General features: G+C 69.8%; 21 protein-coding genes and 5 pseudogenes. 16 read left to right on the top strand and 10 right to left on the bottom strand.

What is annotated here, in order from left to right:
• Positions 1-333: 333 nt before the first annotated feature.
• On the bottom strand, positions 334-957 hold the full coding sequence (locus tag ACZ60B_RS15655) for a TetR/AcrR family transcriptional regulator (protein ID WP_469387171.1): 624 nt from the start codon (positions 955-957) through the stop codon (positions 334-336).
• A 97-nt stretch (positions 958-1,054) separates the two neighbouring features.
• On the opposite strand from ACZ60B_RS15655, the gene ACZ60B_RS15650 reads away from it, so the two are divergent.
• From ACZ60B_RS15650 to ACZ60B_RS15635, 4 genes are all read left to right on the top strand, one after another.
• Positions 1,055-1,702: a hemerythrin domain-containing protein gene (locus ACZ60B_RS15650; RefSeq protein WP_469387168.1), complete on the top strand. Its 648-nt coding sequence runs from the start codon at positions 1,055-1,057 to the stop codon at positions 1,700-1,702.
• Positions 1,699-2,676: a pyridoxamine 5'-phosphate oxidase family protein gene (locus ACZ60B_RS15645; protein WP_469387166.1), complete on the top strand. Its 978-nt coding sequence runs from the start codon at positions 1,699-1,701 to the stop codon at positions 2,674-2,676. Before ACZ60B_RS15650 ends, ACZ60B_RS15645 begins: the two co-directional genes overlap by 4 nt.
• A 275-nt stretch (positions 2,677-2,951) precedes the next feature.
• Complete coding sequence (locus tag ACZ60B_RS15640) at positions 2,952-4,148, top strand: metal-dependent hydrolase family protein (RefSeq protein ID WP_469387164.1); 1,197 nt, start codon at positions 2,952-2,954, stop codon at positions 4,146-4,148.
• 151 nt (positions 4,149-4,299) lie between these two features.
• On the top strand, positions 4,300-4,485 hold the full coding sequence (locus ACZ60B_RS15635; protein WP_469387162.1) for a hypothetical protein: 186 nt from the start codon (positions 4,300-4,302) through the stop codon (positions 4,483-4,485).
• A gap of 55 nt (positions 4,486-4,540) precedes the next feature.
• Here the strand turns inward: ACZ60B_RS15635 and ACZ60B_RS15630 are convergent, their stop codons facing one another.
• Complete coding sequence (locus ACZ60B_RS15630) at positions 4,541-5,545, bottom strand: pentapeptide repeat-containing protein (protein ID WP_469387160.1); 1,005 nt, start codon at positions 5,543-5,545, stop codon at positions 4,541-4,543.
• Between the two features lie 335 nt (positions 5,546-5,880).
• On the opposite strand from ACZ60B_RS15630, the pseudogene ACZ60B_RS15625 reads away from it, so the two are divergent.
• The 6 genes and pseudogenes from ACZ60B_RS15625 to ACZ60B_RS15600 all read left to right on the top strand — a co-directional run.
• Positions 5,881-6,608 (top strand): annotated as a pseudogene (locus tag ACZ60B_RS15625) (IS5 family transposase); the annotation flags it as partial.
• Positions 6,609-7,311: 703 nt separating this feature from the next.
• A pseudogene (locus ACZ60B_RS15620) lies at positions 7,312-7,771 on the top strand (transcriptional regulator); the annotation flags it as partial.
• Positions 7,772-8,038: 267 nt separating this feature from the next.
• Positions 8,039-8,572, top strand: a complete 534-nt coding sequence (locus ACZ60B_RS15615; protein WP_469387158.1) for a PadR family transcriptional regulator — start codon at positions 8,039-8,041, stop codon at positions 8,570-8,572.
• Positions 8,569-9,306: an ABC transporter ATP-binding protein gene (locus ACZ60B_RS15610; RefSeq protein WP_469387156.1), complete on the top strand. Its 738-nt coding sequence runs from the start codon at positions 8,569-8,571 to the stop codon at positions 9,304-9,306. Before ACZ60B_RS15615 ends, ACZ60B_RS15610 begins: the two co-directional genes overlap by 4 nt.
• Positions 9,307-9,311: 5 nt before the next feature.
• Positions 9,312-11,084 (top strand): ABC transporter permease, encoded by a 1,773-nt coding sequence (locus tag ACZ60B_RS15605; RefSeq protein WP_469387154.1) that lies wholly within the window; start codon positions 9,312-9,314, stop codon positions 11,082-11,084.
• A gap of 591 nt (positions 11,085-11,675) precedes the next feature.
• Positions 11,676-12,164: a TDT family transporter gene (locus ACZ60B_RS15600; RefSeq protein WP_469387152.1), complete on the top strand. Its 489-nt coding sequence runs from the start codon at positions 11,676-11,678 to the stop codon at positions 12,162-12,164.
• Between the two features lie 115 nt (positions 12,165-12,279).
• Here ACZ60B_RS15600 and ACZ60B_RS15595 read toward each other — a convergent pair whose 3' ends face one another.
• Positions 12,280-13,167: a pyridoxamine 5'-phosphate oxidase family protein gene (locus ACZ60B_RS15595; RefSeq protein ID WP_469387150.1), complete on the bottom strand. Its 888-nt coding sequence runs from the start codon at positions 13,165-13,167 to the stop codon at positions 12,280-12,282.
• Positions 13,168-13,262: 95 nt separating this feature from the next.
• Positions 13,263-13,721: a VOC family protein gene (locus tag ACZ60B_RS15590; protein WP_469387148.1), complete on the bottom strand. Its 459-nt coding sequence runs from the start codon at positions 13,719-13,721 to the stop codon at positions 13,263-13,265.
• A gap of 110 nt (positions 13,722-13,831) precedes the next feature.
• On the opposite strand from ACZ60B_RS15590, the gene ACZ60B_RS15585 reads away from it, so the two are divergent.
• Positions 13,832-14,368 (top strand): CGNR zinc finger domain-containing protein, encoded by a 537-nt coding sequence (locus ACZ60B_RS15585; protein WP_469387146.1) that lies wholly within the window; start codon positions 13,832-13,834, stop codon positions 14,366-14,368.
• 438 nt (positions 14,369-14,806) lie between these two features.
• Here ACZ60B_RS15585 and ACZ60B_RS15580 read toward each other — a convergent pair whose 3' ends face one another.
• Complete coding sequence (locus ACZ60B_RS15580; protein WP_469387143.1) at positions 14,807-15,217, bottom strand: cupin domain-containing protein; 411 nt, start codon at positions 15,215-15,217, stop codon at positions 14,807-14,809.
• Between the two features lie 473 nt (positions 15,218-15,690).
• Positions 15,691-16,587 carry an RNA polymerase sigma-70 factor gene (locus ACZ60B_RS15575; RefSeq protein WP_469387141.1) on the bottom strand — a complete coding sequence of 299 codons (897 nt, stop codon included), beginning with the start codon at positions 16,585-16,587 and terminating at the stop codon, positions 15,691-15,693.
• Between the two features lie 650 nt (positions 16,588-17,237).
• On the opposite strand from ACZ60B_RS15575, the pseudogene ACZ60B_RS15570 reads away from it, so the two are divergent.
• The 3 genes and pseudogenes from ACZ60B_RS15570 to ACZ60B_RS15560 all read left to right on the top strand — a co-directional run.
• Positions 17,238-17,659: pseudogene (locus tag ACZ60B_RS15570) on the top strand (succinate dehydrogenase); the annotation flags it as partial.
• 89 nt (positions 17,660-17,748) lie between these two features.
• The gene (locus ACZ60B_RS15565; protein ID WP_469387139.1) at positions 17,749-18,498 is read left to right on the top strand and encodes an SDR family oxidoreductase; all 750 of its coding nucleotides are present in this window, start codon (positions 17,749-17,751) and stop codon (positions 18,496-18,498) included.
• Between the two features lie 532 nt (positions 18,499-19,030).
• Positions 19,031-19,642, top strand: coding sequence for an NADAR family protein (locus tag ACZ60B_RS15560; protein WP_469387137.1), 612 nt, complete (start codon positions 19,031-19,033; stop codon positions 19,640-19,642).
• A 24-nt stretch (positions 19,643-19,666) separates the two neighbouring features.
• Here the strand turns inward: ACZ60B_RS15560 and ACZ60B_RS15555 are convergent, their stop codons facing one another.
• Both ACZ60B_RS15555 and ACZ60B_RS15550 read right to left on the bottom strand, forming a co-directional pair.
• Positions 19,667-22,537 carry a SpoIIE family protein phosphatase gene (locus tag ACZ60B_RS15555; RefSeq protein ID WP_469387135.1) on the bottom strand — a complete coding sequence of 957 codons (2,871 nt, stop codon included), beginning with the start codon at positions 22,535-22,537 and terminating at the stop codon, positions 19,667-19,669.
• 94 nt (positions 22,538-22,631) lie between these two features.
• Positions 22,632-22,815: pseudogene (locus ACZ60B_RS15550) on the bottom strand (IS630 family transposase); the annotation flags it as partial.
• Positions 22,816-22,819: 4 nt separating this feature from the next.
• Here ACZ60B_RS15550 and ACZ60B_RS15545 point away from each other — a divergent pair.
• Complete coding sequence (locus ACZ60B_RS15545; RefSeq protein ID WP_469387133.1) at positions 22,820-23,074, top strand: transposase; 255 nt, start codon at positions 22,820-22,822, stop codon at positions 23,072-23,074.
• 215 nt (positions 23,075-23,289) lie between these two features.
• The gene (locus tag ACZ60B_RS15540) at positions 23,290-23,775 is read left to right on the top strand and encodes a VOC family protein (protein WP_469387131.1); all 486 of its coding nucleotides are present in this window, start codon (positions 23,290-23,292) and stop codon (positions 23,773-23,775) included.
• Positions 23,776-23,853: 78 nt separating this feature from the next.
• On the opposite strand, the pseudogene ACZ60B_RS15535 reads toward ACZ60B_RS15540, so the two are convergent.
• Together ACZ60B_RS15535 and ACZ60B_RS15530 are read right to left on the bottom strand one after the other, a co-directional pair.
• A pseudogene (locus ACZ60B_RS15535) lies at positions 23,854-24,900 on the bottom strand (IS701 family transposase); the annotation flags it as partial.
• Between the two features lie 863 nt (positions 24,901-25,763).
• On the bottom strand, positions 25,764-25,955 hold the full coding sequence (locus ACZ60B_RS15530) for a hypothetical protein (protein ID WP_469387129.1): 192 nt from the start codon (positions 25,953-25,955) through the stop codon (positions 25,764-25,766).
• Between the last annotated feature and the right edge of the window lie 185 nt (positions 25,956-26,140).

The following is a 26,140-nucleotide window of genomic DNA, read 5'->3' as shown; positions in this document are numbered from 1 at the left end:
GCTTGATCAACAGTTGACGGTCCGGCCGCGGATCGTTGTCTCCACGGCCGCATGACGACGTCTCAGCGGCGGCGGCTTCGGCGAGGAGCCGCCGGCGACGTCAGGCGTCGGGGTGCCACCGGCGCGAAGTGCGGCCACCGGCTCAGGCCGAGGCGCGATGCCGCCGGTCGCGGACAACCGGACTTGTCGCACCCGCAGTTTCTGCGGCGGCCTCGACGAGGACTGCTCCTGCGGCCTGACCCTGTTCGTCCGGACGAAGGACACCTGTACGCACCCGGCGAGGAATTCCGGCGCCCGCGCACCAAGGCCGCTGTCCGGGCGGTGCGTCGAAACCTAGTGGTCCTTCAGCAGCGCCTGCTGGGCGGAGCGGGCGATCCAGGCCTGGGCGCGGTCGAACGGCCAGGCGCGTTCGCCGACGAGTGTCATCCAGGCGTGCGGGCCGAGGTGGAACCAGAGGATGTCGACGGCCTCCGCGCGAGAAACGTCGGCACGGAGCGCGTCGAGCGCCACGAGGCGGTCGGTCACGCGGTTGAGGGCCTGGACGTAGTCGTCGGCCCCCCGGTCCAGGACCGCTGTGACGGCGGGTTCTCCTGGCGGGTTTCGGTAGAACAACCCGTACACGAGTTCCCAGTGGCGTTCGTGGGTGTGCCGGGTGCCCTCGGCGGTCAGCTCTATCACGGTGCGCGGGTCGTCGCTGGCCTCGACGGCGGCAAGGACGTCTGCGACGTCCGGATCGGTGAGGGCCGGCTCCAGCAGGGCAGTGAGGATGCCCGGCTTGTTCCCGACGCTGCTGTACACGGTCGGCACGGCGACCTTCGCCGCCTCCGCGATCTGCCCGATGGTGACCTCGGCATACCCGCGGGCCAGGAACAGCGCGTGCGCACTGCTCAGGACGGCCTCCCGCGTCGCGGCGGCCGCATCGGCGCGGCGGGGCGAGTGGTACTTCCGGATGGTCACCCGCGCATCCTACCTCCTGCACAAGGAGTGACTATTGACAATAGACTCCACTAATGAATATTTTCTATTTATGAATATAGGAACCTCTAATGAATCTGTGGCGATCGTCGAGACCCGGCTTGTCCACGAGGTCCACCGGGTGGCCACCACCCTGCTGGCCGAGGCCGCCGTCCGTCCCTCGGTGCCGCTGGGCGCCCTGGCACAGCTGCGGGACTTCCTCGTGGTGAACCTGCGCCATCACCACGAGACCGAGGACAACGACCTGTGGCCGCGGATCGTCGCGGCGGCGCCCGCCACGGCGCCCGCGCTCGAAACGCTGAGCGAGGAGCACGAGCGACTGGACACCGCGCTCGACCTGCTGGCCGCGGTCGCCGTGGGCGAGGGCGAGGGTGGAGCCGGTCGGGCGGACGGCGCGGAGGACGGGGTCCGGGCTGCGCTGCGGGATGCGGCCGCAGCGGTACGCGACACGGTCCACGACCACCTGGCCCACGAGGAGCCGCTCCTTCTCCCCGCGCTCCGCGACCACATCAGCCCCGCCGGGTGGCAGGACTTCGCGCAGCGGGTGATCGCGACCACGCCGCCCGTGGCCGGGCACCTGATGATCGGGCTCCTCGACGAAGTCGGTACCCCGGCGGAGGTCGAGCTGATGCTCGCCGGCCTGCCGGAGACGCTGCACCCGCTTCTCCCCGCCATGCGTCTGCAGGCAACGGACGATCTCCGGATCCTCCGCGGGGCAGGCTCGTGACCATCACGCCCGTCAGCTGGCCGGCCGCGGCGGACGCCGTGATCAGGGGCGATCTCACCGTCGCGGCCGCCTATCCCACCCCGGCCGGTGGTGCCGTGGTCACCCCCGTCTCACCGGTGGGCCTGGCAGACCGGGAGGCGGGCCTGGTCGGCTTCACCACCTCGCTCGGTTTCCCGAAGAAACTCGAACGCATCCTGCGCGACCCGCACGTCTCCCTCGCCTACCACACGCGCGAGCACGGCTTCGCCGAGAGCAACTCGTACGTCCTGGCGCAGGGCACCGCCTCGGTGGACCTGCGTCCGGCACCGCAGCGACTGACCGAACTGATGCGGGCCACGGAGGCGTTCCTCGGGGAAACCAGGCGCGGGCCGATCTGGGACTGGCTGCTGCGCGAGTACCACCAGGAGCGCGTCTTCGTCGACGTCGGGGTCGAGCGGGTCACCGTCTGGCCCGATCAGGCGGCCCGCGGCCCGATGACGGTCACAGGCGCCGCCTGGCCGGGGGTGCCGACCGGACAGAGACCGCCGAAGAACGGCACGGGCCCACGTGTCGACGTCGCCGCACTCGCACGGCAGATCAGTGGGCTGCCGCACCGGCTGCTCGCCTACCGTGGTGCGGACGGCTTTCCGGTCATCGTCCCGGTGGCAGTCTCCGGGCACGACGACACCGGCCTGCACCTCGACGTGCCCCCAGGGCTGTTGCCGCCGGGCGGGCGAAGAGCAGGGTTTCTCGCCCATGCCTTCCGACCCCAGTGCGTCGGGCTGGGCATGCGCACACTCACCGGCTGGCTGACCGTCACCGATGAGGGCGCCCGCTACGCCCCCCACACGTCCAAGGGGCTGGCCGCGCCGCCGTACCGGACTCTTCTGACGGTCTCGAACGGCCTGTTGGCCAAGTACGGGCTGTGGCGCGCCCGCCGTAACGGCACGGCGGCCCGTCTGCAGCACCTCGCCGCCCGCGGCCCGGCGCACTGACCCGGAAGGCCACAGGGTGCTCCGCGGATGCCGAGAGCAGTGAATCCCGACGCCGACCGCCCTGCCCCCGGGCCCCGACGGTGGTGCGCTCGACGCCGTGCCGCCCCGGGCGGCGTACACCGCGTGCTGCCGCACCGCTGACGGCGCCGGACGCCCCGCCGCTCGGCAGAAGCCGACCAGCCCAAGCCGAGCACCCCTCTTCCGCGCCCGCCCCGAACAGACCAGATCTCGGGGCGGGCCACCGCATGACACACCCCTTTCCGATCGGAGCGACCATGAACTCTTTTGCCATACACGCCGGTTCGATGTTCGACGGATTCAGCCTCTCGGGCCCCGCCACCGTGCACGTCTCGGGCGACCGCATCCTGCGCGTGGACCGCACCGGCGCGTTGCCCGCCGACGGCACCGAGGTCATCGACCTCGGTCCCTCGGCCTGCCTGCTGCCCGGCCTCATCGACACCCACGTCCACCTTGCCTTCGACGCCGGCCCCGACCCCGTCACCTCCTTGGCCGCCACTTCCGACAGCGACCTCCTGGCCCACATGCGGGCCGCGGCCCGGTCCGCCCTGCTGGCCGGCATCACCACCGTGCGCGACCTCGGCGACCGCCGCTACCTCTCACTGGCCCTCGTGGAAGAGATGGCCCAGCATCCGGAGCAGGGTCCGGAGATCCTTCCCGCCGGCCCTCCGCTGACCACCCCGGGCGGCCACTGCCACTTCCTCGGCGGCGAGGTCGAGGGCGCCGAGGCGCTGCGTGCCGCCGTCCGCGAGCGTCACACCCGGGGCTGCGCCGTCATCAAGATCATGGCCAGCGGCGGCCACATGACACCCGACTCCGTGCCGGCGCACGCGTCGCAGTACAGCCTGGAAGACCTGCGTGTCGTCGTGGACGAAGCGCACCGACTCGGGCTGCCGGTGGCTGCCCACGCCCATGGCGTCCAGGCCATCCGGGACGCCGTCGAAGCGGGCGTCGACAGCCTGGAGCACGTCTCCTTCCTCACCGCTGACGGAGTCGCCTCCGACCCCGACCTCATCGACACCATCGCGAGGAACGGAACCTTCGTCAGCCTGACGCTCGGCATGGCCCCCGGCGAAGTCTTCACGCCGCCCAAGGGCATGACCGCGCAAGACATGGCCGCACATGTCGACGCGATCCTGGACTCCCACAGCAGCCTGCACAAGCACGGCGCCCACGTGGTCATCGGATCGGACGCCGGTACCGGGCCCTGGAAGCCGCACAACGTCCTGCCCCACGGCGTGGCCGACCTGGCCCGGCTGGGCGTCGCGCCGCTGGACGCGCTGATGTCCATGACCAGCACGGCGGCCCGACTGTGCCGTGTGGAGGGCCGTAAGGGCCGGATCGCGGCCGGCGCCGACGCCGACATCCTGGTCATCGACGGCAACCCCGCGTACGACCCCGCAGCCGTCCTCGACGTACAGGCAGTCTTCCGCGCCGGTATCCGCGTACGCTGAGCAGTCCGGGGACCGCCGCCGGCGCTGCCGCCCCGTCTCCGATCCTCGCCGGACGGGCATCCGGAAGTGCTGTCGCCCCCTTCGACGGCAGCACGCCCTTCCTCGCCCTTTCCGGTGCGGCCCGGCAAAGGCCCAACGGCCGCAGCATCAGGTGCACGTCGAAGTGCTCGGCGAGTTTGCGGAAGTACGCGGCCCGGAATTCCTTGCCGCACTCCAGGTCCTTCAGCGCGATCCCGATCTCCTTCTCCTCGCAGCGATCGCCGAAACCCGTCCCACCCTCACCGAGCAGGCCCTGCACGACTTCCACGAGGACATCGAGCACCACACCCGGACCTGACGCCCACCCGACCTCCCTCGCCGTCCCCACTCCGCGCCTGTCCGCCTCGCGGTTCTCACCGGGGCAGGTCGTGGGACGACTGCGGGCGCAGCGGTGGCGCGTCGTCCGGGGCCGTGACGACGCCGGCGGCTGCGGCGTCGAATCCTGCCGGCCAGATCGTTGTGGCGTCACACACTGCGCCTGTCAGGCCGGCCATGGCCGGGTCGGTACCCGTCAGGTCGGCGCCGCGCAGATCGGCCAGTTCGAACCGCGCGCCTGTGACCACCGCACCCGTCAGATCGGCGCCGGTCAGGTCCGTCGCACTCAGGTCCGCCCCATCGAGCCGGGCATGCCACAAGATTGCAGTGCGCAGGTCGGCCTGGTGCAGGCCGGCGTTGCTGAGCACGGCGCCGGCCAGCCAGATGCCGGTCAGATCCGCACGTCCCAGGTCCGCACCGGTCAGGCGTGCGTCGGAGAGGTCGCTGTAGTGCAGGTCGGCGTCGGCCAGGTCGGCGAAGGCCAGCCGCGCCCGTCGGAGGTCGATCCGGTCCAGAGGCAGTTCCTGATGGCGCGGCGCCGGTGCCCGGCGGCCAAGCACCGTCATTGCCGCCTGCCGGTCGGGAAACCGCACGGACAGCGGTTCTTCCCCGCCGTGGGTACGTGCCAGTTCGCCTTTGTGCGCCTGGTCACGGGGTGCCGGCCGCTCGCTGACGGGAACTGCCGGTCCGGTGCGCTTCACGAAGGAGCACAGCACCTCCGCGATCGGCCCGCGGTCGTCCGGCGAGTCATGGGCGATGCGTTCGAGGGCATAGACCGCGCCGATCCGTACCTCCGGACTGGTACTGCCCAGTTGCTCCACGGCTGCCGTGAAGCGCTGGGTGATCTGCCCCTGGCGACTGACATCCAGCTGCCGCCAGGTGAAGTACGCGCCGATCAGCAGAGCCACGCCCGCCAGGCCCTGCAACAGCGTGGTGCGGATGTCGTTGACCGCCTTCGCCCGCTCTGCGGCGGGTGTCGAGGGAGCGTCCCAGCTCAGCAGGTAGCGAGGTGCCACCACGGTGACGAAGGCGACCAGCACCACGCTGGCGCAGACGATGGCGAGGCCCGTCGCCCATGACCGGCCGACGCGGCGCGGCCCGGGGGGTATCTCCTCGCGTATGGGGTGTCCGGGCAGGACCCTCCGTTCTCTGGACGACCTGGCCATCCCCCCACCACTTCCTGCCGACGCTCGCCGCAATGGCAGAAGGATGCGTCCCGGCAGCCGTCTTCAAACGCCCGTACACGAGCTTGCCTGGAAGGCCGTGGGTTCAGACACAGGCAAGGGTCAGAGTCATCGAATAGCGCACGGTCAGAACACCGTGTCTTCACCAGTGAGACATCATTTCAGTCGGCCTGATCTTGCGGGGGTCCGGGGTGATGACTGCCGCGCTTGTCGAGCGGATGGCGCCCGAAGAGTTATGGGCGTTGTTCCAGCGGGTGGTGCCGCCCGCACCGGTTCGCCCGCAAGGTGGCGGGCACCGCCGGTGAGGGGACCGCGAGGTGCTGGCCGCGATCATCCTCGTGGCCCCCTCGGGCTGCGCCTGGAACCAACTCCTGCCGGGCTTCGGGCTGTCGGGGGTCACCGCCTTTCGGCGGTTCACCGAGTGGACCGAGGCCAGGGTGTGGGCGAAGCTCCACCGCCTGGTCCTGGACGAACTCGGCGCCCGGGGCGAGCTGGACCGGTCACGGTGCGCGATCGACCCCGTCACCGTCCGGGCCCTCAAAGGGGGCACCTGACAGGACCGAATTCGACCGGCCGCGGGGAGAAGGGGTCGAAAGTCCACCTCATCGTGGATCTCCAGGGCCTGCCCCTGTCGGTCGGCATCTCCGCCGCCAACCTCCACGACAGCCAGGCCCTCATCCCGCTGGTCTGCGGTACTCCGCCCATTCGTTCGCGTCGCGACCCGCGACGTCGACGGCCCGGCAAGCTGCATGGCGACAAGGGCTACGACTGTCGTCACCTGCGGCGATGGCTCGCTTCCCGCGGCATCCGGCACCGTCTCGCCCGCAAGGGCGTCGAGTCGTCCCGGCGCCTGGACCGACATCGCTGGGTCGTGGAGCGGACCGTGCCGTGGCTGTCCGGGGGCCGACGCCTTCACCGCCGTCGCTGCTGCCCTCATACGCCACCGCCGACTGGCCAAGTGAAATGGCGTCTGAGCATCGACGTGTGCATGGGGCGTTGTACGACGGTTCGGACCCTGGGCATCTTGATGTGTCCCGGTTGCGCAGGGCGTCGGCAGGCTTGCCACTTCCCTGGACGGCGGAGAGGCGGCTGGTCCCGGCGGTCGATGTGACCCCGTACCGTACGAGGCGCCGGTCCCTCCGGCACCCCGTACGGCCACGGCAGCAGCCGGCCCAGACCACAATCCCCACCAAGACCACCCCACCACGGGCACGATCCGACAACCCCGCCCCCAGCCACGCAGCCAGCCCCTCCGGCAACCCCACCGACAACTGTCGACCCTCTCCCGACACCTGACGGAGCCTCCGCAGGTCACCACGCTGCTCGGGCGTGACCGAGACCCAGACATCCCCCTCTGCACACCCCCCGAGCCCGCCCAACAACACAAGAAGGAAAGCGAAGGGGAGCGGACGGGACGCGGTGGGCGCGCCGCCGGGGAACCGGGCGACTTGAGCTCCTGGGGCGCGTCGGCGGGGCTTCCGCGCTCGAGTGCCGGGCGGGGCCGGCGCGGGCAGATCACAGGGAGACAGCGCGGACGGCGCGCGGCACCGGACACCGGAGCGCAGCACCGGTTCGCTCACGGATCGCTCCGACCGTCCCTGCCGCCCAGCCCCCCAGTCCCGCAGGTGTCCGAACGCAATCTCGACTTTGGCAAGTTCGGCGTGCGCGGCATCAAGGGCCACGAAGCCGTCGCTCGCCAGCTGGACGCCCTTGCCGGGTGCGTCGCCACCCCGGTCACGGTCCGGTGCGGTCTGCTGGCCCGCCCGCACCACACCTCACCCGCACCGAGCACGCCCGCGCCGCTGCCCGTGAGGCCGGCCTGACCGCCACACCTCGAACCATCCGGGCCTGGCTCGTCGGCACCCGCCGGCCCTCCCGCGCCGGCCTCGCCGGGATCGAGCAGGCATACGCGCCGTACGTCGGGAGAACGTCGCCCGCTGTCTGATCGCCCGCCTCGACCGGGACGGCCGCGGCACCCGCGTGGAGTTCCACCCGCTCAACCAGAATCAGGTCACCCGGCCCCACCAGCGAGTGGTGGAGTTCCGGAGGCTGAACGTCCGGCGCTGGGACCGGATCGTGGCCGCATGTGGACAAAGCCATCGGCTGCTTCGCCCGCTGAAGGCGGACCTGGCAGCCCACCGCACCCTTCGGGTCTTCGAACCGATCGGGACCACCGCGCCGACCCGCGCCACGACTTCGACGGGTGCCGTCCTCCGGCGCGGAAGCGTGGCAGCGCACCTCTGATCCTCGGGCCGTCCTTCCGCAGTGGCTGATACCGGGGTAAGTGGTGCTCTCGTTTGACGAGTTGATCAGATAACCGTTATCTATTGGCTAGCCGTTAGGGGGGTGGGGATGCAGGACGCGATTCTGGCGATGCTCGTGAAGGAGCCGGCCCATGGCTATGACATCGGCTCGCGGCTGCGACGGGTGCTCGGGCCGCTTGGGGAGTCGATGAACGCGGGTCAGGTCTACGTGACGTTGGGGCGGCTGGAGAAGGCGGGACTGGTCGTCCACGAGCGGGTGGACGGGCTGCCGACCCGGCCGGACCGCAAGGTGTACGCCCTGACGGATGCCGGACGGGAGCGAGTGGCGGGCTGGCTGGCCGCGCGCAAGTGGCCGAAGCCCGATCTGGTGGAGTTCCACCTCAAACTCGCCGCGGCGAGCGATACAGGGCTGGCCGATCCGGCGGAGCTGGTGGCCGCGCAACGCCGCGATGTGCGGCAGCGCCTGCACGAAGTGCAGCGCGCCGTGGTGGCCGAGCCGGACGGTTCGGTCACCGGCCTGCTGCTGGAAGGGGTCGCGCTGCGGCTGCAGGCGGATCTGCGCTGGCTGGAAGCCTGCGAACGGCTCTGGGCGAATGTCGAGAACGAATCCGAGGACGAATGAGCGAGTTCAACGATGTGCTGCGGGTCAGAGGCTTGTGCAAGGAGCACGGTCACGGACAGAGCCTGGTGCGCGCGGTCGACGGCATCGACCTGGAGGTACCAGCGGGCCAGACCCTGGCGGTGACGGGCCCCAGCGGCTGCGGCAAGTCCACTCTGCTGCACCTGCTCGGCGGTCTCGAGCGCCCTACCCGTGGTGAGGTGTGGCTGGCCGGCCGACGTCTGGACACCGCTGGTGAGCGGACGTCGGCCCGGCTGCGCAGCCGGACGGTGGGGTTCGTCTTCCAGGCGTTCCATCTGGTGGAGGAGTTGTCGGCGGCGGAGAACGTGGAACTCCCTGCCCTCCTGGCGGGATGCTCTCCGCGTGCGGCCAGGCGCCGCGCGGCCCTCCTGCTGGAACAGGTCGGGCTCGCCGACCGGGCCCGCCATCTGCCTTGGGAGCTGTCCGGGGGACAGCGCCAGCGGGTGGCCATAGCCCGCGCGCTGGCCAACGAGCCGTTGATCCTGCTGGCGGACGAGCCGACCGGGAACCTGGACACCGCGGCGACACTCGATGTGCTGCGCCTCTTCGCGGACCTCCGGACCGCGGGGCAGACCCTCGTGGTCGTCACTCATGACGAGCGTGTCGCGGCGAGCGCGGACCGGCTGATCTCGATGAGCGATGGAAGGTTCGTCGACGACACCCCGCTGACGGGCCGTGCCGAAGGTCTCGGCGAACTGATCGGGATGGAGGACTGAACGTCGTGGGCCGAATCCTGGCGGTCGTCCGCCTCGTTCTGGGCGACCTGCGGCGGCATCCCGCCCAAGCCGCCCTGTTCCTCCTGTCGTTGACCGTCGCCACCGCCGTGCTGAGCCTGGGCGGGTCACTGTCCCAAGCGACCGACTCGCTCTACCGGCACACGCGAGAGGTGACGGCCGGGCCGGACCTGGTCGCGGTCGTGGAGGGCGGCGACCCCGCCGCCCCGGCGCTGGAGTCCCTGGAGCGGGCTTCCGGTGTCGTCGCCCACAGCAGGCCCTACCGACGGTTCCTCACCACGCTCACCGCGCACGGTGCCGAGGTGCGCACCGTGGTGCAGGGCGCCGATGCGACACCGGGTCCGATCGACCGGCCTCTGGTGACGTCGGGCAGTTGGGTACGTTCCGGTGGCGTCATCGTCGAACGCGGCTTCGCCGACGCTCTGGGTGTCCACGTCGGCGACCGCGTCACTGTCGCCGGCCGTTCCCTGCCGGTCGTCGGGACCGCCGTGACCGCGGCCGGTCCCGTCTATCCATGGGCGACGATGAGTGCCCCGGGCAGCGGACCGACCGATCACAGCGGTCTGGTCTGGCTGAACGAGCCCGACACCCGGCCGTTGGTCTCCGCGCGCCTTCCGGTGACCTCCCTGCTTTACCTGAAGCTGCGCGACCCCGACACCGCCCAGGCGTTCGCGGACTCCCACCACGACCCCGGCGCCCCGGTGAACTTCTTCACCTGGCAGCACCTCGCCCGCCACGACTCGCTCATGCTGAGCGGCCTCCAGCCGATCCTGGTCATGGGCAGCGGCATGCTCGGCTTCGTGGCCATCGCCGGTGTGACCACACTCGCCGCGGGACGCGCCGCCGCACAGACCCGCAGGGTCGGGCTGCTCAAGGCCGTCGGCGCCACACCCGGCCTCATAGCCACCGTCCTGTTCAGCGAATACCTGACCCTGGCCCTGCTCGCCGACGTCCTGGGGCTCACGGCCGCACGACTGGCCGGGCACGCCGTCACCAATCCCGGCGGCGGCCTGATCACCACCGGCACCGGCCCCACCGGCACCGTCATCGCCGGCACGACCCTCCTCGCCCTGGCCGCGGCGGCCCTCACCACCCTCGCGCCGACCCTGCGCGCCCTGCGCACCGAAACCGTCGCCGCGCTCGCCGACACCGCCCACCGGCCCCGGCACCGGCCCCGTCTCACCGCAGTGTCCGCGCTGCTGCCGACCCCGCTCCTGCTCGGGCTCCGTCTCATCGCCCGTCGGCCCGGCCGCGCGATGCTGCACACGTGCAGCACGGCGACCACGCAGACCGGGATCACCTTCCTGCTCCTGGTCCGCGCCGATCACATCGAGGGCTACGACCTCGGCGCCTCCACCTTGACCGATCTGCGGATGGTCCACGGACAGCACGTCCTGCTGGTCATCACCGCCATGATGATCGCCCTCGCTCTGGTGAACACCGTCACGATCACCTGGACCACGGCCCTGGAAGCCCGGCCCGCCATGGCCGTCGCCCGCGCCCTCGGCGCCACTCCCGGGCAGATCACCGCGGGACTGTCCCTCGCACAGCTTCTGCCCACGCTGATCGGCGTGATCGCCGGCCTGCCCCTCCTCCTGCTCCTGCCCCTCGTCTCCGACCGACCGGTCTACCCGCCGACGTGGTTGCTGCTGACCGCCGCACTCACCCCTCTCCTGGCGACCGCGGCACTGACCGCCGTACCCGCCCGTCTCTCGGCCCGCCGGTCCGTGGCACGAACCCTCAGCGCCGAAGCGGCGTGACCGATCGCCCCATGGCGAGACGGCCCCGGTCGGCGCACGGCCGCCGGGGCCCGCGGCACGCTTCACCCTTACGGTCACCGCTCGATGCCGGGTACTCCTTCGCCACAGCGTGCGACGAGTTCGGCGACCCGCAGGGCAAAGGCCTCGACCGGCGTTCCGGCGAAGGTTGCTTTCAGGACCTCCGCCGCTGGACTACCGGGGCCACGCTGTGGCAGTCGGCACGGCTGTTCCGCGCTGGGCCGACGACTCTGTTGCACTCCTCGCCCTCGCCCTGCTCGGGCTCGGCTGGAACAGCGGCCTCGTCTCCGGCACCGCTGTTCAAACGACCATGCCGTCTGCCAGATGCCCGCCGCACGGCGAGGGCCCGCGCCGACGGACGTGACGCGGGCCCCATATCGCCCCGGACGGAACGGTGTTGCCAGGCATGTCAGACCGTTGTGGTCGTCCGCCGGCGGCGTCGTCGCCGGGGAAGCTCCGGATCGCCGCGACCGCCCTTCGATCCACCGGACCCCTTCCCGCACCGGCTCGGTGCCCTTGGCGATCCGGTGCAGGAGCGCGACCAGGCCGCGGGCGTCGTCGGTGGCCTGCGCCGTGCACTCCCAGGGGCGGCTGCGCACCGAGGGGACAAACCCGATCACCGGCCCGTTCACGGCCCTGATCGTGATCGTGCCCATGTTGCTGGGCGTCGCCCTGGCACCGCACGCGCGAGTCGCCGGCAACGCGTGGTTCGCCATCAACGGCGGCCGACTCGATCCCGGCGCCGAGATGCTCGCCGGGTACGCGGTTCTGATGGTTCTGGTGCAGATCGGCCTGACGGGCGCCTATCTGCGCGTGCCCTTCAGCCCAGGCCATCGGGCCTTCTCCTTCTTCTGCGCGGCAGTCTTCACCAATGGCATCCACTGGCTGGACGTCGAGCACGTCCATGGCCAGAAGGCGCTGACCTACGCCGCTCTTGCCGTCGCCACCGTGGGGCTGGCCGCTCTCGCAGCCCGCCCCGTCCTCGGTCTGACCCGGCGTGATTTCCTCCCCCGGGTACCAGCTGCTCCCGTGGCGGCGACCGCGCCCGCCGGCGGATCCTGACGCGGTCGTCGGGGACCCGGACGCACCGCGTGCAGGATGTCGCAGAAGCGCGGGCGACAGCGACGGCCTCCCGCGGCGAACGACGTCCTCGAAGCGTCTGCCGAACGTGCGGACATCAATCCGGTGAGGCGGGATCGGCGGGTGAGAATTCCGGCTCGGCCCAGCGCAGCGGCACGGCGCCCGAGGTCTTGACGACGTGTTCCACGGTGAAGCGGACCCTGCGGGTGCCGTCGGCGGCGGACTCGGTGCGGGTATGGCCGGTCAGCTGCAGGGCCGTGCCGTCCCTCCAGTCGAGGAAGAGCAGTCCCGCCCTCGGGTTCACGGCGAGATTGCCGAGGCTGAGGAACATGGCGTTGCCGGGGTAGTCGGGCCAGGTAAGCTCGGTGGGCGATGTGGGCCGTACGAAGCCGGGGTTGCCGCCGCGGTGGCTGGCCTCGGCGCCGAAGGGGCCGGTCGTGGCGAGGAAGAAGGTGTCCGAGGCGGCGACGAACGCGGCCTGCCGGGCGGTGAGTTCGCCGCCTCGGCGGGGCGGTCCGGGCCGCCTGTCCGGTTCCCACCGGTATTCCGTACGCCGCTGGATGTACTTGGGGCAGTTGGCGAACACCCGCTCCGCCGCGATCGCGAGGCCCGAACCGGTCGGGCGGGACCTGCCGTTGAGGCGCATCCGGCGGCGGGTGCGGGGGTCGAGGGCGAGGGTGGCGACCGCCGTGTCCGGGTGGGCGAGGACGGCCGCGAGCGGGTCGCCGGGCAGCGGGCCGCCGGCGACGGAGACCTGCCGGGGCCCGGTGGCGCGCACGAAGCCGGGCTGCCCGCTCAGCGGTGACGCCCACACCTGGCCGGTCGCGGGGTCGGCCGCGCCGACGACCAGCAGCGGCTGCTGCTCCAGGAAGGCCGCAGCCACCGGCTTGATGCCCTCGCCGATCGCGCGGCCCACGTGGTCGGCGGCCTCCCGCAGACCTGACTGCTCCTGCAGCGCGCGCGAGCCCGCGTGGTAGATGCTCATGATCAAGACCCTTCTTCGGCTCGGGCGTCGGCAGTGACGGCAGTGGCGCAGACGAGCATGTCGGACTTTGTGGCACCGGGGTCCGAGGGGAGGTCCTAGAAGAACCCGCAGGTGGGGGAGGACTCGTGCGGAGCGGGAGCACCCTTGATGCCGTGGCCGGTGGAGATCTCCAGACGGGTGCCGTCCGGGTCGTGGAAGAAGATGCCGCCGGAGTCGGCGCCCTCGCTGTGGGCCACCACGCCGTCATGGGCGAAGTCGACGCCGTGCGCGCGCAGTGCCGCCTCGTACTCCCGGACCTGCTCGACGGAGCCGGCGGTGAACGCGAGGTGGTGCAGGCCGGCGCGCCCGCCCTCGTACGGCTGCTCCGCCTGCTGCCAGAGGGTGAGGACCGGGGCGTCGCCGTCGCTGTCGCCCAGGAATGCGTATCGCCGCTCGTCCTGAGAGCCCTGGGCGAGCAGCGCGAAGCCGAGGACGTCCCGGTAGAAGGCGAGCGAGCGGTCGAGGTCGGTGACGTTCAGGCCGACGTGGCCGGTGTTCAGGGTCGTGGCCGACATGGAGACTCCTTCGATGAAAAACCTAACCACTGCAATGAATTTTAAGGGTTAGCTTCAGTCGGGTCAACCGTTCACGTACACTTGAGTGGTTAGCAGCGAAGGAGTCGCCCATGTCCGTCGATCCGCGCCCTCTCACCGGCGAGCCGCTGGCCCTCGACCTGCTCAACACGCGCTGGCTGCGGGACGGGGTGACACAGGACCTGCTCAGCGGGATCGACGGCTTCGCTGTGTGGCTGGCTGCGGCCGGACTCGACGACCGGTTCGCGGCCGACGCGTCGGCCCTCAGGCACACCCTTCAAGCCCGAGATGCTCTGGCGACAGCCGTGGACGGGACCCCCGCCATGGGCGCGGCGCCCGTCGACGCCGTACTCGGCCACGGCCGCATCCGCGCCACCCTCACCGCCGAAGGACCTGGTGAGGTGGCTGAGTTCGACGACCCCTCCTGGGGGCCGGCGTGGCTCGCCGCCCGCGACTACCTGCGCCTGCTCAGCACGGCACCCGACCGGATCCGGGCCTGCGCCCACGAGTCGTGCGTGCTGCACTTCTTCGACACATCGCGCAACGGCACCCGCCGCTGGTGCTCCATGGCCTCCTGCGGCAATCGGGCCAAGGCGTCCCGTCACTATGCCCGCTCGAAGGAGAACTGAGCGTTTCGTCCGTCCGGCGGGAGGGGGCATCGTCCCACCGGAACCGTGCCCGTCCCGGCGGTCACCTCCATGTGCCGACGCGTGCGCCGGACCTCGGGCGGAGGTCCCGAGTGTGCCTGAGCGGCTACCGCACGGGGGCCCAGGGAGGCTCGCGGCCGCGCGGGATGTTCACCGGCTGGCCCGTGTGACGCGGTCGACCACGATCTGGTCGGATCCGCCAGGTCCACCGCGGCCGCACCTGGCCCGATCCCACCGTCCAGACCCGACTCGTCGCCGAGATGGTCGGTGATCTCGCCTTCCAGGGCGGACTCCAGCAGCCGCTTGGTCAACTGCTGCAACAGCCCGCCTTCACCGGTCAGCTGCAGGCCGCTCAGGAGCCTGCCCGTTGGTGACCCGACAGTGTTGGGCTCGGGTGGGAGTCAGGAAGGCCGGTGGCCGTCAGGGCCGGGGCGCGCGGAGGTGTCGCCTTTCGGCCAGCTCCTCCGCACTGACCACGGTCAGAACCGGGGCACCGGCCGGCGCGAACATGGTCACGACCAGCTGCGACTGCGCGTGGGGAAGGTTGTTGGCGCCTTGGTAGTGGATCACGTCACCGCCGGGCTCGAACACGGCGTCACCGGCCTTGAGAACCCGGGGCGGCTGGCCCTCCAGCTCGAAGAGGATCTCGCCCTGGGTCACGTAGCCGAAGAGCGGCCCCGGGTGCCGGTGCGGCGGCGCGCCGGGGTCACCGGGCTGCAGGGTGACCAGGACGGTCCTGGCCTCGGTGCCGACCGCGATTCGGGATGCGGCATCCGGCAGGGTCGCGATTATCTCGACGCCCGGGGGCAGGTGCGTGTGTTCAGTGCTCATCTATGCCTCCTAAAAGGGGATGTCGACAGTAAGGACCGGACTGCTTGCTCGTTTGTGACACGTCTGGGCGGCCGGGACATGTCCAGGGTTGCGCGCGGGGGAGCGGTCTTCCGAGGGGTGAGAGCGTTCGGTCTGCAGCCTGCTCGGGCTGGTCGGAGCGCGGTCAGGGACCCGGCCGCCTGTCCGGAGAGCCGAGCCGGATCTTCGGGAGCGTGTGTCACGGGGCCCGATGCGTGATCGAGCGCATTCGGTGACACCGGGCGGACCGGTGCGCAGACTCGTCTCGAAAACCGGTGCCGGTGTATTGGTGGCGGCTGCGACGAGCGGGCTGCTGTGCCTGCCGTGTGAAGCTCCCTGCGACCTGCACAGCCTGATACTGGGCCGGATGGTCCCGGAGGAAGTAGTCATAGGCAGTGAGCAAGAAGGGGGTAGTGAGCAAGAAGGGTGACGGGCCTGTCAGCGCAAACTGGTGCTCAGGCGGGCACCGCGGCCAGCTTTGTCGGGTTCATCATCCACAGCAGCCGGTCGATGCCGTCCGGGGCGACACGTACCGAGATGGCGGCGAACACGACCCCGTCGCGGGAGAGAACCACCCCGGCCTGGCCGTTGATCTCGATCGGGTGCACCGTGGCATCGGCCCAGAACCGGTCGGCGAAGGCGTGGCAGTAAGCCGCCACGCGGTGTCGGCCCACGACGGGGAACTTCGACGCCCGGACGACTCCGCCACCGTCGGCGTACGAAACGACATCCGCCGCGAACAACTCCTCGAGCGCGGCCACGTTCCCCGCCTGTGCGGCGGCTACGAACGCCGTGAGGAAGCGCTGATGTTCGGCCGACTCGACACTCGACCGCTTGTCCGCGGCGAGGTGCTTCCGCGCCCGGTTCACCAACTGCCGTGTGTTGGCCGGCGTCTGGCCGATGATCTCCGCGATTTGCTGGTACGGGTAGTCGAACGCTTCCCGCAGCACATACGCCGCACGTTCCGTGGGGGTGAGCTTCTCCAACAGCATGAGCACCGCGACTTCGAGCGCCTCCCCGTTGACGGCTCCCAGCGCGGGGTCGCTCCGGGTGTCGACCGGCTCCGGCAGCCAGGGGCCGACATACGTCTCACGGCGGACCCTGGCCGACTGCAGTACGTTGATCGCGAGTCTGGTCGCGGTCGTGGTGAGAAAGGCCTGCGGGTTTTTCACCTTCGACCGGTCACAGGTCTGCCAGCGGATCCAGGCTTCCTGGAGGATGTCCTCCGCGTCGCCGGCACTGCCAAGCATTCGATAGGCGATGCCGAACATGCGGCCACGGGCATCACGGAACGCCTCTTCGGCCTCCTGAAGGCTTCGGGAATCATTCGCTGGATCGTTCTGCGACGGCATTTCTTGCCAATCCTTGCTGCTCAGCGAGTCCGCTGCCGGAAGCTGGCGGCGCCTCGGCGACTGTGCCGACCGGCGTTGCCGACGCCTTCCGGGGCGGTCAGGCCGTTGTTGTGGATGCTGCCCGCCCCGTTCCGGGCGGGGCCTGCTCGTGGCCTTGGCCTGCTGTGTCCTTGTCCGGCATGGCGCTGCACCTCCGTAGATCGGCCGGTCCCAGATTTGCACGATTGCTGAACCGTCAGGGCCGGGGACACACCGCCAGTGTGCAGGTGCCGACGACTGCCCTCGCAGTGGTACCGGCGACGGCGCACGAGATCCAGGACGTGCGGTGGTGCATGGTCACCCACGGCGGTCGTACTCGGTTGGGTATGTCAGGGGCAGGCCGCACACGTCCCTCGATGCATTGTCGCGTGTGGCCCGTGGTCGAGCCGATCCTGTCGCTGATCACCTCCGGGTCGGACGTGGATGAGCCGCTCCTGGCCGACGCCGGCGTGCCCCGTGGACTGCGCCCCTTCCTGCCTGGCCGGCGGTGCCGCGGTGTCACACCTGGCTGGGGGTGTGCGGTCGTAGTGAGTGACGACCAAGGTGATCGGAGCGGACCGCGGCAATCACTGAACAGCGCATCTCGGCCATGTGCTGGTGGTCGGCACCGGCTCGCGGCGGACGGCCCCGAGAACGTCCGCGTACTCCGGCGTGCCGCCCGCAACGCCATGACCGATCACGCCGAGTCGTCCGCGACGGACAGGGCCTGCGCGCGGGGCTCGAGGAACTCCGCGTGATCGAGAAGAGGATGGAGGACGTCGACGTCCATCCCGGCATCGCCTGCTTCCAGGACCTCGCGCACGCCTTCGACCCCAAGGCCGCTGTCCTGGCGGCGCGCGCCACGCTCGAATCGGCCCTCGAACGCCGCGAGGCGCGTGGCTGCCACGACCGCAGCGACTACCCGGACATGGACCCGGCTCTGCAGGTCGATCTCGGCCGGTCCCCGACGACGGGAATCACCCACGAGAGCAGTCCGGCCGTCCCTGAATCGATCTCCTCTCTGATGGAGGACGTCTCGACCGAGGGAAAGCTCGCCGCCCCGAGCCCGCGCGCGCCTGTCACAAACACCGTCACTGCCCGGTCTTTGCTGGTACGCACAGGACTTCCCGAAAGGATCTCCCTATGAAGACCGTAGTCATCGGCGGAACCGGGCTCATCGGCTCGAAGGTCGTCCGCAAGCTCAACGACCACGGGCACGAAGCCGTCCCGGCCTCGCCCAAGACGGGCGTGAACACACTGACGGGAGAGGGCCTGGCCGAGGCGCTCCAGGGCGCACAGGTCGTGATCGACGTCTCCAACTCGCCCTCGTTCGAGGACGAAGCCGTGATGCACTTCTTCCGCACCAGCACCACCAACCTCCTCCAGGCGGCCGCGGAGGCTGGTGTCACCCACTACGTCGCACTCTCCATCGTCGGTACCGACCGGCTCCCGGACAACGGCTACTTCCGCGCCAAGCTGGCCCAAGAGAAGCTGATCAAGGCGTCGGGCCTGCCGTACTCCATCGTGCACGCCACGCAGTTCTTCGAGTTCATGAACGGGATCGCGGACTCGGCGACCGAGGGTGACACGGTGCGCGTCGCTCCCGTCAAGTTCCAGCCCATTCACTCCGACGACGTGGCCACCGCCGTCGCCCGCACCGCGGCCGGCACCCCCCTCGACGGGACGGTGGAGATCGCCGGCCCCGACACGTTCCGGTTCGACGAGCTGGTCCGCGACGTGCTCACTGCCCAGAACGACCCCCGCACGGTAGTCGCGGACCCGCACGCCCCCTACTTCGGATCCGAGCTGCAGGAGGCCTCGCTCGTGCCCGGGGCCGGCGCGCAGCTCGCCGGGACCCGGTTCGCCGACTGGTTCGCGCAGCAGAAGAAGTGACGTTCGCGAATGGCCGTTGCTGAGTCCGCAGTCAGGTCTCGGCATCCCGGGCATTTCGGCCCGGAAGGTCCGTCTCCCCGCCAAAGCGTGAGGACGTCGGCTTGAGTTCGGCCTCTTGTTTCCTCCTGTTGTTCGTGCGACAGGGTCGCGCCGCCTGCCCGCCCCGCCTCCGCTTTACGGCGAGGGCGGGTGGCGCGGTATTCCGGTCGGCTCGGCGAGACTTCGACACCCGCTCGGGGGGTGTCCTGGTCTCCGGCCACTCCGGTACCGGTCATGCCGGCTGCCGCGAGGGCGGCGAGGTTGCGTGCGGCGCCTGCGTCCCGGTCGATGACCAGGTGGCAGGCATCGCACCGGTAGGTCCGGACGTGCAGCGGCAGCTTGGCTTTCACCGTGATGGATGGGTGGTGCTCTGACCGGGAAGGCTCACCGGGTCGCAGGTGCGCTGAAGGGCCGGGCCTGGCGAAGAAACTGGTTGCGGGGGCTGGGGCATGCCTGACACGGTGCGGGTTTCCGTAACACCCGTGAGGTTCCCGTGACGATCTACTTCTATGGCGCCGATGAAGTCCCTTACGGATGCTTCTCGAACTTCTCCGATCACGGCTTCGACCTCGACGGGGTCCGGTGGCCAACCTCGGAGCACTACTTCCAGGCGCAGAAGTTCAAGGGCACCCGACACGCTGATCCCATCCGGCGTGCGGGCACGCCGCTGCGGGCAGCGGAGCTGGGCCGTGACTCGTCCAAACCTCTGCGGAGGGACTGGGAGCGGGTCAAGGACGACGTGATGCGCCGTGCGGTGGTGACCAAGTTCCGCGCGCATGCCGATATCCGTGACATCCTGCTGTCCACCGGTGAGGAAGAGATCGTCGAAGACACCACCACCGATCACTACTGGGGTCGGGGCAGGACCGGGAACGGCAAGAACATGCTCGGGCGGATTCTGGTGCGCGCCCGTAACCAGCTGCGCACCGAACTCACCGCAGCCTCGGGCGACGACCGCCGCCGAGGCGGTGATCCGGGAAGCGTGTGCGGTGTGCCGCATACGCAGGGCGGCTCGAGCCACCGACTCGAGGATGGGGCGCCCTCCTCGGCGGATGCCCTTCTCGCTGTGGATTCGGGAGCGTTCTCGACGCTGCGCGGCGAGTAGAGGTGCACCCCAGCTCCCTGGACGCTAGTACCGGTTCGGGACTTCCTGAAGCACGGCCCTGGGATCGGGTGGCGGCATGCCGGTCGCGGTGCGTCCGTCCTTCGAACCCGGGAGGGCCTGTTCGGTCCAGATGGCCTTTCCTCGAGTGGTGTAGCGGCTGCCCCAGCGTTCGCAGAGGGCGCTGATGAGCTGGAGGCCCCGGCCTCCTTCGTCGGTCGCCGAGGCGCGGCGGATGCGGGGCATGGTCAGGCTCGCGTCGGACACTTCGCAGATGAGGGTTCTGCTGCGCAGGAGCCGCAGCCCAATGGGCCCCCTGGCATGGCGGACGACGTTCCCGACGAGCTCGCTGGCCAGCAGTTCCGTCGTCATGACCAGATCGTCCAGATGCCATTGAGCGAGCTGCTCCCGTACGTGGCGGCGGGCCTCGCCCGCAGCCTGCGGTCCCTCCGGCAGATCCCAGGAGGCCATCTGCCGGTCGGCCATGGGGTGCAGACGTGCGATCAGCAGGGCGGCGTCGTCGGTGGTGGGCTGTCCGCCGGGCAGCAGGCCCGCGGTGACCGTGTCGCACAGATCCTCCAGATCCGGGCAACAGGCGGTACGGGGGAGCAGATCGGCGAGCTGGGCCATGCCCTGGTCGATCTCCCGCTTCGGTGATTCCACGAGGCCGTCGGTGTAGAGGATCAGCAGACTGTCCGCAGACAGTCGTAGTTGCGTCGTCTCGAACGGAGGCAGCGCGGCGCCCAGGGGAGGGTTGGCGGCGACCTCGGGGAAGTAGGCTCCGCCGTCGGGCCGGACGACGAGCGGCGGTGGATGCCCCGCCCGTACCATGGTGCACGACCCGTCGGTGGAGTCGTAGAGCGCGTACAGGCACGTCGCGTACGACTGATCGCTGAGGGCGCCGACGATGTCGTTGAGGTGGCCCATGATCTCGTCGGGCGGCAGTTCCAGGGCGGCCAGCGTGTGCAGCGCGGTGCGCAGGCGTCCCATGGTCGCGGCCTGGGGCAGACCGTGGCCCATCACGTCACCGACGACCAGGGCGACCTGGCCCGCGGACAACGGGATCAGGTCGTACCAGTCGCCGCCCACGTCGCGGGTCTCCCCGGCCGGCAGGTACCTCGCCGCCGCGGTGACCTCGGGCACGGTGGGCAGCCGCAGGGGCAGCAGCGCCCGCTGGAGTTCCTGGCAGCGGGTGAGTTCGGCGTCGTAGAGCCGGGCTCTTTCCAGGGACTGTGCCACGAGCGCGCTGATGGTGATGAGGAGCGTGCGTTCCTCGGACGTGAGATGCCGCGGGGCGTCGAAGGAGACGACGCACACGCCGAAGGTGCGGTCGGAGACCGTCAACGGGAGGAAGGCCCAGGCCTTCTTGTCGGTCGGCGGCCGGGCGACCCCGTCGGGGAAGGCTGAGGCCCATTCGTCCTGGGACGAGAAGAATTGTGGCTCCCCCGTCAGGATCGCCTGTCCGGCGGGATCGGTGTCGGACAGGTCCATGCCGTGCGATCCGCCCATGTGACGCAGAAAGGTACTCGGATAGCCGACGGACCCGATGTGCACCAGCCTCTGGTCCTCGATGACCAGCACGAGCAGCCCTTGGGCGTCGAACGGTGGCAGGACGCGCTGGGCGACGGCGGTCACCACGTCCTGCGAGGTGGTTGCCGCCGCGAGTTGCGTGGTCAGCTCCGCCGTCCGGCTCGCCCGCTCGGCCGCGGACTGGATGGCCGCCACCCGCTCGGCCTCTCGGCGGCGCCGGTCGGTGACGTCAGTGAAATACAGGGTGAGCCCGCTGGGCACGGGAACGAGCCGCAGGTGGTAGCAGCGGCCGGTATCGGCCATCGTGACGTCGAAGCCGACGGCGACGGACCGCTCGGCGCCGCTGCGGCACCGCCTCTCCAGGTCGGGCATCCGGCGCAGCGCGGGCAGCTCCCACAGCTGACGTCCGAAGAGCTGTTCGCCCTGCGAACCGAGAACCTGTTCCGCCTCCAGGTTGGCGAACGTGATGCGCCAGTCGTCGTCCACGGACAGGAAGGCGTCACTCATGTGCTGCAGCGCACGGCTCAGCGCGTCGCGGGTGGAGCGTGCGGCTTCGCTCGCCCACCCCTTGCCGATGATGCGCGTGACCTGGCCCTGGTCGTCCAGGACGACGTGACCGGATGCCCGCGTCCACGTGTAGTGCCCGCTGTCGTCCCGGACCCGGTATTCGGCTTCGAACGGCGCGTGCGTGCGGATGGTGCGTTCTGCGGCTGCCAGGGTGCTCGGCAGGTCGTCGGGGTGCACCACCCGCATCCAGCTCTGGACGGCGGGCACGAAGGCCGCCGGATCGGTCTGGTAGACCTTCATGGCGACCTCGTCCCACAGCAGCTCACCGGTGCGCACGTCCCATTCCCAGGAGCCGACCGGAGTGGCTTCGAGGTCGGTGCGCAGGCGTGCGGGCGCCGGGATCCTCTGCAGACGGTCCGCGGCCCACTCGGCCACCGTGGTGAGAAACGTCCACTGCGCGGAGGTCGGCTCCTCGTCGGCCCCGGTGAGGCAGGTGATCGCACCGATGGCCCGGTGCCCAATCATCAGGGGTACGGAGATGAAGCCGAGCCGTGAATGAAGCGGCGCGGCGGGTTCGGCCGGGTTGCAGAGGAGGGGGGCCATCCACACGTGCTCGCCCGAGCGTACGGCGCGTGCCGTCGCGGTGGGCCCGTCCTGGTCGACGATCTCCCAGGTCCGCACGAGGGACGACGGCAGGCCGACGGACGCCACCAGGCGCAGAGCCGACATGGGGCCTCGCAGGTAGACGGTTCCTCCGGCACAGCCCAGCTCCGCGACGGAGTGCTCAAGGGCGAGCCGAAGGACCTCGCTCTCCGTGATGTCGTCGTCAGCGGTGTCGAGTAGGTCCAGCCGCTTGATCACAAGGACAATATAAGAGGAAATGTCGCAGATAACACTGATGGTTCCACCCGCTAGTGTCCCTTGCCTGGCATGAGGTACATCGGCAGAAGCGGGCGTGGATGCGGTGGATCAGCCGCGGCCCGTGGTCGGCCCTGGTACAGATCGGCGCCGCCATGGACACTCGCTGGATGCCTTGCGTGGTGATCCGCGCGATTCGGGTGCGGCCGCGGCGGCCCTCGGGCGGCCTCAGGCCCCCGGTCTGCTTCGTCCGCGAAGCAGACCCGGGCGACCGGGTCCGCCGTGATGCCGATTCCCATGCGCCTGCCCGGCCGGCTGGGGGAGATTGCCGTCGCAGTGATCCTGGACTCCCGGTCCGTCAAGGGTGCCGAGAGGGTGGGCCAGGACACCCGCGGCTTCCACGGCGGGAAGTTGATCAATGGCAGGGAGCGCCACCTGGCCGTCGGCATGCGAGGCATGCCGCTCGCCGTCATGGTCGCCCCTGCGTCCCCGCGCGACAGCATCCTCGCTCGCGACTGGTACTCCAGCCGTAGATCGTGATCTTCACGTCTGATGTGATTTCAACGCTTCTGCTGGCGTATGAGCACTTGAGCTGGCGAGCTGTGCCTTCCGATCGGCAGGGCAGGGACTGCAGGTGGCCTGCAGACAGGTACTTGCAGCGCCGCATTGACGCTTGACCTCGACCAAACTTGAGCTTTTAGGTTCCTTCCAGAGCCGCAGGAACCGACCAGCGGTGCCTTTCAAGGAGGTTCGCCGTGACCGAGCACACAGCCAGCATCGAGATTCCCGACCGCTACCGCTATGCCGTGATCCCGCACATCATGGTCGATGACGCCGCCGCGGCGATCGACTTCTACCAGCGGGCGTTCGGTGCCCGTGAGGACTTCAGGGTCGACGCTCCGGGCGGCGGAATTCTGCACGCCGAGATCACCGTCGGACGGTCGACCCTGATGCTGGGCGACGCCAGCGTGGGCGAGGCGGAGGCTGCCTCCTTCGCCGCGCCGACCTCGCTCGGCGGAGGTACGTCCGTCACACTGCATGTCTTCGTGCCGGACGTCGACAGCCTGGCGGAGCGCGCAGAAGCCGCCGGCGCTGAGATCGTCCAGCCGCCGAAGGACATGTTCCACGGTGACCGCACCGTCATCCTCAAGGACCCTTCCGGTCACATGTGGGTATTTCTGACCCACGTGGAAGACGTCTCGCAGGAGGAGCTTCGGCGCCGCCTGGCCGCCGTCGGGTGACTGGACCCTGTGCGCGCGGTGATCCGGATCGAATACCGAGCGTCGTACCGGACGGAACTCGCCACCTGAACCGCTCGATCATGCCTGGGCTGCCTGCCGCCGGTAGTGGCTGGCCCGGGATCGGGCCTGGTGACGCCGCCGCCAGTGGGACCAGTCGAGCCGGTGATCTGCGTCGTGGACAGGCCGGACGACGAGCGCCGTGAGCAGTCGCTGGATCTCGTTACAGGTGAGCGGGGTCAGCTCGTCCGGGGCGGGATGGCAGGTGTGTTCGTGGGCGCGGACGACGGCGAGGAATGCGTGGGCGAACATGGCGACGGTGACCCGGCGGGACCACGGGGTGAAGCGGCGGACCTGGTGCTCGTCGAGGCCGGCCAGGCCCTTGCCGGCCTGGAAGGTCTCCTCCACCCGCCATCTGGATCCGGCGACCTTCACCAAGGTGGCCAGCGGTGCCGGCTCGGGTGAGTGGCAGCGGTAGTAGGCGAGTTCACCCGTGGTCCGGTTGCGGCGGATCAGTAGCTGACGGTGGCCCGGCGTCGGGTCGGCCACGTCGATGACGGCCCAGTCGTAGAACCGCTGTCCCTTCGCACCGCGTCCGGTCGAGAGCTTCTGCCAGGCCCGCGTGGGCACATTCTTCACCAGTGCATCGGCACGGAACGTGCCTGTGCCGGTGGTCACTTGGGTCGAGCAGACCACCGCCAGTACATAGCCCGGGCCGCGTTTCTCCAGGGCGGCCCGCAGGTTCGGGTTGCCGCCGTAGACCTCGTCCCCGGTGACCCAGCCCTCGTGGTGCCCGGCTTCCAGGAACCGTTCAATCATCATCCTGGCCAGTTCCGGCTTGGTCGCGAAGGCGACGTCCTCACCGAGCCCGGCAGCCTGACAGCGTTCCGGGTCGCACGTCCAGGAGCGCGGAAGGTACAGCTCCCGGTCCACCGCGGCGTGCCCCCGCTCGCTGGCGTAGACGAGGTGGACGGCGACCTGGGAGTTCTCGATCCGCCCGGCTGTGCCGGTGTACTGGCGCTGGCCCCCGACCGTGCGGGTGCCCTTCTCCAGGTCACCGGTCTCGTCGACGACCAGAACCGCGGCCTCGTCATAGAGGTGCTCGACGACGTATTCGCGCACGTCGTCGCTGTGGCCTGCGCCCACCGTCTCGTCGTTTGACCACACAACTCACGATGATCAACGGTGGCCGCACCCGTCTCCGCACTCGCCCCGACCAGCAAGATCACGATCTACAGCTGGAGTACTAAGGGTGTGTCGCTACAGCGGTGATGCCGGACTCTCTCAGCTTGCGAGCCAGGCGTTCCATCTCCGGCAGAGTTCCTGAGTAGTCACCGTTCACCACGCGACGCACCAAGGCCTTGGCGCCCGTCAGGTCAACACCGAGCTCAGCCCGCAGCACCCGCATGATGACGACACTCTTGACCGGCGGACTGCTCACCTGCAGCCTCGCGGGTCCATGCTCAAAAAGCATCTGATCCCGCCGTTCGGCCGGCACGTCGCCACCGCACACGGCTACTGCACATCCACAGGCAGAACACGTTGACTCAACGTCCCACCGCAAGCGGTTGTTCACGAGAGCCTGAGTCCCCCGACACTCCACTTCTGCACCGCAGTCCTGACACATCGCGGAGTACCTGACAGATTCGAAAACCACCTGCTCCATCCCCACCCCCAACAGGGACGAGGTTAAACGACAAGCTAAGCCGCGGTCGGCATCTGGGTGACGCCCAGCTACGGGCGTAGTGCGGTCTTGCGGCAGGTTCGGCAGAGAGTCCTTTTCAGCGCTTCCGCCTGGTCGAGAGGCATTGACGTGATGCTGTACGTCCCGACTCCCTGAGTAGTGTTCCCCAGCTGTCCGGAGCCGATGTCCGCGCAGTCCTCATAGAGGTGGTAGCGGTCTCCTCGCTCAGGCACGTATACGTCACTCATGCCATCTCCTTCCTTTAGACACTCGCCTGATGCTGGCGCAGCCCCCGCATGGCCCGCCCTCAGGGACCGAGCACGCCCAGCGCGCCGAGTATGAGGCAGGCGGTACCGAAGAGGAAGAAGCCACCCACGGCGATCATGGCTGCGCCGAGCTTCCCGACGCTGGCACTCCTGCCCTCTTGCGGAACCAGCGAGCCCAACGTCTTCTGCCTGAAATCGAGATACACAGATAGCCGTCCGGTCCGCCGCAGCATCCGCCCGACACTGATGAGCGCTATGCCAAAGACCAGGTGAGCAGGCTCGTCTGGAGCTGATAGGCCGGGTCGTGCCCGTCTGAAACAGCGATGATCACGGAAGTCCCCCCGGTTGCGTCCTTGGAAGTGGTGTGCCGGTTCCCACCTGATCCGGGTGTTTGTCCCGGCGTCGGAGTGAGGGTCCG

It is taken from the genome of Streptomyces sp. NPDC104096 (assembly GCF_055584385.1).
This window is presented reverse-complemented; position numbering and strand designations above follow the sequence as displayed.